Origin of the sequence: Limosilactobacillus difficilis, assembly GCF_947387495.1 — a bacterium.
Classification (GTDB): Bacteria; Bacillota; Bacilli; order Lactobacillales; family Lactobacillaceae; genus Limosilactobacillus; species Limosilactobacillus difficilis.
On the sequence record NZ_CANDNU010000056.1, the window covers coordinates 1 to 8,525 of the forward strand.

Annotated in this window: 9 protein-coding genes; 4 read left to right on the forward strand and 5 right to left on the reverse strand. The window is 48.0% G+C overall.

Features of this window, described 5'->3' with window-relative positions; translation table 11 throughout:
* Positions 1-157 precede the first annotated feature (157 nt).
* The 5 genes from QOR82_RS08260 to QOR82_RS08280 all read right to left on the reverse strand — a co-directional run bounded on the left by QOR82_RS08260 (position 158) and on the right by QOR82_RS08280 (position 3,628).
* A complete protein-coding gene (locus QOR82_RS08260; protein ID WP_283584299.1) occupies positions 158-1,492 on the reverse strand; it encodes a C1 family peptidase in 1,335 nt (444 codons plus the stop codon).
* Between the two features lie 143 nt (positions 1,493-1,635).
* Positions 1,636-1,971 carry a PTS lactose/cellobiose transporter subunit IIA gene (locus QOR82_RS08265; protein WP_283584292.1) on the reverse strand — a complete coding sequence of 112 codons (336 nt, stop codon included), beginning with the start codon at positions 1,969-1,971 and terminating at the stop codon, positions 1,636-1,638.
* Between the two features lie 39 nt (positions 1,972-2,010).
* Positions 2,011-2,334 carry a PTS sugar transporter subunit IIB gene (locus QOR82_RS08270; RefSeq protein ID WP_283584293.1) on the reverse strand — a complete coding sequence of 108 codons (324 nt, stop codon included), beginning with the start codon at positions 2,332-2,334 and terminating at the stop codon, positions 2,011-2,013.
* 279 nt (positions 2,335-2,613) lie between these two features.
* Complete coding sequence (gene rpiA / locus QOR82_RS08275) at positions 2,614-3,303, reverse strand: ribose-5-phosphate isomerase RpiA (protein WP_283584294.1); 690 nt, start codon at positions 3,301-3,303, stop codon at positions 2,614-2,616.
* The gene (locus QOR82_RS08280; RefSeq protein ID WP_283584295.1) at positions 3,290-3,628 is read right to left on the reverse strand and encodes a GNAT family N-acetyltransferase; all 339 of its coding nucleotides are present in this window, start codon (positions 3,626-3,628) and stop codon (positions 3,290-3,292) included. Before QOR82_RS08280 ends, rpiA begins: the two co-directional genes overlap by 14 nt.
* 108 nt (positions 3,629-3,736) lie before the next feature.
* On the opposite strand from QOR82_RS08280, the gene QOR82_RS08285 reads away from it, so the two are divergent.
* The 4 genes from QOR82_RS08285 (at position 3,737) to gltX (ending at position 8,406) form a co-directional block, all read left to right on the forward strand.
* A complete protein-coding gene (locus QOR82_RS08285; RefSeq protein WP_283584296.1) occupies positions 3,737-4,273 on the forward strand; it encodes a dCTP deaminase/dUTPase family protein in 537 nt (178 codons plus the stop codon).
* An 11-nt stretch (positions 4,274-4,284) separates the two neighbouring features.
* A complete protein-coding gene (gene radA, locus QOR82_RS08290; RefSeq protein ID WP_283584297.1) occupies positions 4,285-5,667 on the forward strand; it encodes a DNA repair protein RadA in 1,383 nt (460 codons plus the stop codon).
* A 38-nt stretch (positions 5,668-5,705) separates the two neighbouring features.
* On the forward strand, positions 5,706-6,851 hold the full coding sequence (locus tag QOR82_RS08295) for a PIN/TRAM domain-containing protein (RefSeq protein ID WP_283584298.1): 1,146 nt from the start codon (positions 5,706-5,708) through the stop codon (positions 6,849-6,851).
* Positions 6,852-6,915: 64 nt separating this feature from the next.
* Entirely contained in the window at positions 6,916-8,406 is a 1,491-nt protein-coding gene (gltX, locus tag QOR82_RS08300; RefSeq protein ID WP_283584300.1) for a glutamate--tRNA ligase, read from the forward strand.
* Positions 8,407-8,525 lie beyond the last annotated feature (119 nt).

Here is an 8,525-nt window from a genome sequence, read left to right on the forward strand (position 1 = left end):
AAAAGGAAAAGATCCATTCGAAAATTTTTCAATTTCCGAATGGATCTTCTTAATTTAGGGACTTATGTCACAGCCCCCTATATTTGGTTAAACGTGACAAAACAAAATCATAATTTGCTTTTGCCACGGCTCTCATCTTAATTTGTTAGGTATGAAGTTATGCCAACGTTCCCATCGGGTCCCATGGCTTGAGGACGATCGGGGCGAGGTCTTCGTCTTTTTGTAATTCAGGGCTAAGGAACTTGCGGTTAACGACTAACTGATAGCAATACTTGTCCATCCAGGCATCGCTCATGACGAAGTAGCCTTTCTTGCCGACTTTCGGCCCCCAGGAGTTTTCGACCTTCCACTTTGTCGGTTTGCCATCAACGATGTCGACACCGGTCAAGACCATCGCGTGGTCCATCATGCTCTGACCGTAGTCCAACATATCAGCTTTCGACATGTCCAAGTCGACGTCGAACAGCTGTTGTGGGTTGTAGGCGTTTAAACTCATGATGCCGAGTTTGCGTTCGGAACTCTTTACGACGTCCGAACCAAACCAGACACTTTCGCCGGCTTGCAGTTGCTTAATTGCCAATTGCTTAAATTCGTCCATTGTAACGTTGAGGTGTTTGATCTGTCGACCCCCGACGACGTTACCCAACATTTCGATCGTGTAGGTCTTGTGGTAGGGCTTGTCGGCAGTTGGGGCGTTGATAATTGAAATGTAATCATCGAGCTTCCAGCCAACATATTGTTGGAAGAATTCCTGCGGAGTAAGGTCGGCATTGCGGTGATACTCGTGGTTTTTGTCACGGTATTCAAAAGCAAACTTGGCCGGTGGTTCGCCAAAGCTGTAAGCCAGGATCCGGTAAACTTCGCTGAGCATTTGCTGACGTTTAGCGTTGAGCTCATCGTCGCTCTGGCCATCGTGAACCATTTGACGTAAGATCACGGCATCATGACGCAGCTTGTTGTTTAAGACGTCGTTGACGGCATTGGAATGGCTCGAGTTGTAGGTTTCCGGCATTGCACTTTGCGGAACGACACCATATTTATCAATCAGGGCACAGAGCATATCCCACTGACCACCGTCACCTTGAGGTGTGGCCATTAACCAGGCTACCCGCCGATCATCGGGAGCCAGTTTGGCTGTCCGGATGACAGTTTCGTAGAAATAGTTTGATTTTTCGAATTTGTCCCAGAAGAAAAGGTAGCTTTGTGACAGTTCAAAGTTGTCTGCCAGGTTAAGCTTAGCCTGCATACTGTGCCGCATCGTGTTAAGGGCAGCAAACATCCAGCAACGGCCGGATTGTTTTTGATCGGCAACATCCCCGGTCTTTAGGTCGATGGAGAAGGTCGGGTTGTTGTCGGCAATGGCGTGCCAGTCGAAGCTAGCGTTAGCAACGCCGTTCTTGGTAACGGTTCGCTCTAAAACTGCCGTTTCCGGCCGGTCATGGTAATCCTTATGAAAAGCTTTGAGATTGTTTTGATCGATGACAAAACTCATCATCATCAACTCCTTATTATTGTTTGTTTAAAGCTATTCTAACCCATTTGTGATGGCAATGAACATTATTATAATAAAAAACAGAAGCCGGCTTTACCCAGTTTCTGTTGAGATGAGATATCACTGAAAGTGACAAGAAGGGATTATTTTTGCAGTTCGTACATTTTTTTGTAAGCAGAAATTAATTCTTTGGCCAAATCGATGAACGTAATTGCGGTCATTAAGCGATCCTGCGAATGCACCGTCAGCAAGGTCAGTTTGACGTGGTGTCCCTGAGCCTCCTGGGTCAACATCTTTGTTTGCGAATTATGGGCATCGACTAGAGCCTTATTTGCTTCATCCAGCTTCTGGTCTGCCTGGGCGAAATCATTGTCGCGCGCTGCATGGATTGCTTCGACAGCAAAAGCCTTGGCATTGCCGGCATTAGCGATCAGCCCCATCGTTTGTTGTAATTGTTCACTGTTTGTTTCATCAGCCATGATTAATTTCTCCTTTTCCACGCATCAAACAGGAAACGCTTAGTTGGCACCCATGATGTCATAAGCTTGGTCGAGAACTTTACTGCCGTTCATTGTACCGTAAGCAGACATGTCAATAATGGTTAATTTGGTGTTAGTGCCGTCGATCAGTTTCTTAAAGTCGTTTTCCATGTAACGAACTTGAGTCCCAAGCATAATCAAATCAATGTCGTTATGCTCCATTTTGTCGTGGGCTTCGGAAGATGGGCAAGCAAAGATCTCCACGTCCTTGCCAGCTTCCTTAGCAGCTTTTTGCATTCGGGTGACCAGCATACTAGTACTCATTCCTGCAGAGCAGCAAAGCATAATTGTTTTTTCAGCCATGATTAGCATCTCCATTCAGTATTGCTTTGTGGTTTAGCAAAGCGCTTTCTTTTTGTTTACTCTTAAAATATAACAGCTGTCTTTTTGAATGTAAACGCTTTTCTTTATGCTTTAAAAAACATTCTTTTTAAATATCATAAAACCTGTTTTTATTAAGAATGGGCTTAATAAAATTAAGTTTAATGGGTGGTTCTGAATGTTAGTGAATCAAAAAAACCGTTAGCGACTTTGATCATCACTAACGGTTAATCTTGATATGTACAAAAATTGGGCGGTGTTTTACCGAGCGTGCTTAACAACCGGACCGTTTGCAGTACCGACAATTACGTCGTTAACCCGGTCGAGGAAGAGTCCTACTTCAACCACACCAACCATCTTGATCAGCTTGTCGTATAACTCGTGTGGCTTGTCGATTTCACCAAGGTGAAGGTCGATAATGTAGTTCTTTTCGTCAGTCAGGAACTTCTTGTCGCCGTCCATTCGCCAAGTTGGCTTGTAGCCCATTTTTTCTAAGCGGTTAAAGACGTGGACGCTACCGAACGGAATAACTTCAACTGGCAATGGGAATTTCCCAAGTTTGTGGACCAGCTTGGATTCGTCAACGATCCACATGTACTTTTTAGCAGTGTTGGCTACGATCTTTTCCCAGAGCAGGGCGCCACCGCCACCCTTAATCCCTTGGAAGTCATCACTGATTTCGTCCGCACCATCGATGACGAGGTCGAGGTGGTCCAGTGAGTCCAAACTGACAATCTTAATGCCTAATGATTCAGCCTGCTTTGTAGTGCGGGTTGAGGTCGTTGCGGCGGTGATGTTTAGGCCCTCGTCCTTAACGCGTTTGCCCAGGGCATCAACCATGTAACGGACAGTGCTCCCGGTGCCAAGGCCGAGCAGCATCCCGTCCTTAACGTATTTCACAGCTTCTTGACCGACTAATGCCTTTAACTTGTTTTGCTCAGTTTGATCCATTGCTTTTTCTCCCTTCAAAGCGGTCTTTTGGCAACAACAATTCTTGATAATCAGGGTGGAGCCCAAATTGAAGGCGGGCAAAGGGACACATCAGCTTAACTGTAAGCCGTTGCTGTTCGGCCTGCTTGACAAAGCGGGCCACAAGCTGACTACCAAGACCACGTCCCTGGTATTCTGGGCGAATAAAGGTTCGCTCGATGACGACTCGCTGGGCGCTCACGGCTGGGAAAGAAATTTCGCCGACCCATTTGTGACCGTCCATGAGGGTAATGCGATGGTCGCCGTTGACGTAGTTTAGTTGTTGACCGTTAACCAAAAAATCCATCCCCTCAAAACTGATCAGCTTATATTATAAGAGAATGATGATCGAAATGGTATAATTTGCGAGCAATTTCCCGTATAATTAATTAGCACAATGAACGGAGTGAATATCATGAAACGTGGATTTGAAATTGTTTCTAGTAAGAAGAATGAAAACCTTCAGCTGCCTCAGCGACAGACAAAGAACGCGGCTGGCTATGATTTAGCTGCTAGTGAAGACTTTACTCTGCCATCTATTTGGAAGGGCCCTTTTTTGAAGACCCTCTGGGCGCTGCGGCACCAGCAGGAATTGACTGATGCGGACTATGAAGCCGCCAACCAGGTCTTAAAGCCTTACCTGGTCCCGACAGGAATTAAGGCCTATATGCAAGCTGATGAGTTCATTTTATTGGCTAACCGTTCGAGTGCACCATTAAAACGGCGCCTGATTCTGCCAAACGGGGTCGGCATTATCGATGCGGACTACTATAACAACGCAGCCAACGAAGGGGAACTTTTTGTTCAGCTGGTGAACTATGGCCTGCGTGATTACACCATCAAGAAAGGCGAACGGATTGGCCAGGCAATTTTTATGTCCTACTTAAAGTCGGACGATGAGGCTCAGCCGCAAGCCAAGCGAATCGGTGGGTTTGGTTCAACGAAGAAGTAGGGGGCATTTCCATGGCCAAAGTCAAAACACAGTATGTGTGCCAAAATTGCGGCTACACTTCGCCGCGCTATCTGGGCCGCTGCCCCAACTGCGGCCAGTGGAACACTTTAACAGAAGAGGTCGTCCAGACGGGGACGGCAAGTCAGGTTACCAAACACGCGGCTACCTTGACGGGGATCGTTGCTAAGCCGCAGCGGCTCAACGAAATTAATGCCCAGAAGACGCCCCGCATCAAGACTAAACTTCACGAACTCAACCGGGTACTCGGCGGTGGGATTGTACCGGGATCGCTGGTTTTGATCGGCGGAGATCCGGGGATCGGCAAGTCGACATTGCTTCTCCAAGTGTCTGGACAATTGTGCGATGAGAAGCACAGTGTCCTCTACGTTTCAGGGGAAGAAAGCGCCACCCAGGTCAAGATGCGTGCGGAACGGCTGAACGTCCACGGCAACGACTTCTATATTTATCCGGAGACAAACATGGACAGTATTCGCGCGACCATCGATGAGATGAAGCCGGAATTTGTCGTCATCGACTCGGTTCAAACGATGCAGGCCAGCAATGTTTCGTCAGCGATCGGCAGCGTTTCCCAGATTCGGGAAGTGACGGCTCAACTGATGCAGATTGCCAAGGGAATGAACATCACGGTCTTTGTTGTCGGCCACGTGACCAAGGGTGGGGCTATCGCCGGTCCGAAGATTTTGGAACACATGGTTGATACGGTTCTTTATTTTGAGGGAGACCTCCACCATACCTATCGGATTTTACGCTCCGTCAAAAATCGTTTTGGTTCCACCAACGAGTTGGGAATTTTTGAAATGCATCAGGATGGTTTAGCGGAGGTGAAGAATCCTTCCGAAATCTTCCTGGAAGAACGTCTGCAGAACGCGACTGGTTCAGCGGTTGTCGTCTCGCTGGAGGGGACCCGTCCCATCTTGGTTGAAATCCAGGCCCTGGTAACGCCAACCGTCTACGGCAACGCCCAGCGGACAGCTACGGGGCTGAGTCGCAACCGAGTGGCATTGATCATGGCAGTGCTGGAAAAGCGGGCTAACTTGATGCTTCAAAATCAGGACGCTTTTCTGAAGGCTGCCGGCGGAGTGCGACTGGACGAACCGGCAATCGATCTTGCGTTGGCGGTCGCCATTGCTTCCAGTTACCGTGACCGGGGCACCCGGCCGGACGATGCCTTTGTTGGGGAAGTTGGTTTGACCGGTGAAATTCGCCGGGTGAACCGGATTGAGCAGCGGGTTGCAGAGGCGGCCAAGCTGGGCTTTAAACGAATTATCGTACCTAAGAATAACTTGCGGGGGTGGAATCCACCGACAAACATTCAAGTGATCGGGGTACAGACGATTGGGGAAGTCTTGCGGGTAGCCTTACCCGGTAGTTAGTGCTACATTAGACTGATAACAAGAAAGGAGGTATCTTTGTGCGAAAAGGATTTATTCGTTTTGTTTTCGCAGTTGTCGGGGCCGCAATTGGTTTTTACTACTTACCAGTGGCCTGGTTCGCGTTGAATATCCACATACAGCATTCATTGCTCATTTTTATTGATATTTTTATCGGAGCACTTATTTTTTGGCTACTGTCGTTGGCCATGACAGACTGGATTATTCGGACCACCAAGCGGGTTGAAAAGTATTTAGCCAAGCAAAGCCCCATCTACCTATTTTTCGGCTCGCTCTTGACCATTGTCGGTTTAGTGATGGCCGTTTTGATTTCAGTGCCGCTGTGGCGGACTAACATTCCGGTGATTGATAACATTCTGCCGATTCTGTTGATGCTGATCTTTTCCTATTTTGGTTTCCGTTTGGGGACCACGCGGTTGGATGACTGGCGGAATCTTTTAAGCAACAGCCGCAAGCCGGCTGACGATCGTTCCCACACCGGAGCGGTTACCAAGCAGCGGGATGCCAACTATCACCACTACAAGATTTTGGACACTAATATTTTGATTGATGGCCGAATCTACGACCTCGTCAAGACTGGTTTTCTGGAAGGAACATTGCTGGTACCGAACTTTGTCCTCTACGAACTGCAGTACATCGCCGACTCCGGAGAGAGCATCAAGCGCGTTCGCGGTCGGCGGGGGTTGGACATCCTCAATAAATTGCGGAAAGAAAAGATCGTGCCAATCGAAATGTCTGATGAGGATTTTGATGACATCAAGGAAGTCGACAGCAAGCTGATCGCCCTGGCCAAAAAAGTTGATGGGGTGATCGTGACCAACGATTGGAATCTGAATAAGGTGATCCAATTCCAAAATGTCCAGGTCCTAAACATCAACAATCTGGCAAAGTCCTTACGTCCACGGGTGATTCCGGGTGAACGTCTGGAAGTCCGCGTTGTTAAGAAGGGGACTGAACGTCAGCAGGGGGTTGCCTACCTGGACGATGGTACGATGGTCGTCGTCGAAGACGGACGTTTTTACATGAACTCCCAGCTGATGGTAGAAGTTACAAGTGCCCTGCAGACAGATGCTGGGCGGATGATTTTTGCCCGTCCGGTCCATTCCACCAAGGGTATTAACGATCGTGAGCACAACCAGCAAGGCAAGAAAGAAAAAAGTGACTAGGCGGTTTGCACTGTCGCAGTGATAGAATATAATAGTAATTGAATTTTTTTGAAAGAGGCTGAAGATATTGGCAAATAACATTCGTGTCCGTTACGCACCGAGTCCGACGGGGCACCTGCATATCGGTAATGCCCGGACAGCATTGTTTAACTACCTGTTTGCTCGTCACTACAAGGGCAAGTTTATCATCCGGATTGAAGATACCGACACTAAACGGAACATCGCTGATGGTGAACGGAGTCAGTTGGATAACCTGAAGTGGATGGGCCTGGACTGGGACGAAGGGCCAGATATTGGCGGCGACTACGGTCCGTATCGTCAATCTGAACGGAAGGACATCTACCAAAAGTATATCGACCAGCTCCTGGAAAAGGGCCTGGCTTACAAGTCCTACGAGACTGAAGAAGAACTGCAGGCTAAGCGTGAAGAGCAACGTGCTACCCACCAGATGCCGCACTACGTTTATGAATATGCTGGGATGTCCGAAGACGAAATCAAACAGGCCCAAGCTGAAGCCGAAGCTAAGGGTTTGAAGCCAGTTGTTCGTTTCCGGGTTCCGGTTGGCAAGACCTACGAATGGGATGATATGGTTAAAGGCCACCTGTCATTTGAATCCAAGACCGTCGGTGGCGACTTTGTCATCCAGAAACGTGATGGGATGCCAACATACAACTTCGCTGTTGTTGTTGACGACCACCTGATGAAGATCAGTCACGTCTTCCGTGGTGACGACCACGTTTCGAACACACCCAAGCAGCTGATGATTTACGAAGCTCTGGGCTGGCAAGCACCGAAGTTCGGTCACATGGCTTTGATCATCAACAATGAGACGGGGAAGAAGCTGTCCAAGCGTGACGAATCAGTGCTGCAGTTTATTGAACAGTATCGGGACCTCGGTTACCTGCCAGAAGCAATGAACAACTTCATCATTTTGCTGGGTTGGTCACCAAAAGGCGAAGATGAAATTTACTCACTGAAGCAGTTTGTGAAGATGTATGATGAAAAGCGGCTCAGTAAGTCACCAGCTGCCTTTGACCGTAAGAAGTTGGCTTGGATTAACAACCAGTACATGAAGAACGTGGATGCTGACCGGGTCTTTGACATTGCCATGCCGCAGCTGCTTGAAGCAGGGTTGATCGACAAGCACGCCGATGCTGAAAAGATGGAATGGATGCGGCGCTGTGTCGAATTGTTCAAGCGTGAGATCAGTTATGCACACGAGATCATCGATTACGTCAAGCCGTTTGTGAAGGGGCCAAAGGAAATTGACGAAGCTGGTCAGAAAGAACTGGCTGACCCAACTGCTGTCACGGTCCTGACTGAATTCCGTAAGCGGATTGCGGCCTTAGATTACATGGACGCTACTAATGTTTTGCGGACCATCAAGGCTATCCAGAAAGACACCGGAATCCGGGGCCGTAAGCTTTGGATGCCAATCCGGGTTGCTGTGACCCACGAAACGGTTGGTCCAGAACTGCCAGAAAGTGTTGAACTCTTTGGTCAAAAGACAACCTTGCAGCACTTGGATGCCGCAATTGATATGTTGAGGAAATAAACGAAAACGAGGCTGGAAAAAATCCAACCTCGTTTTTTTGTGGGACGAATTGTCAAACTAAGTGCAACGGTTCTTCAAAAAATATCTCAAACGGTGTTTGATAGTTTAATATTTTTCTA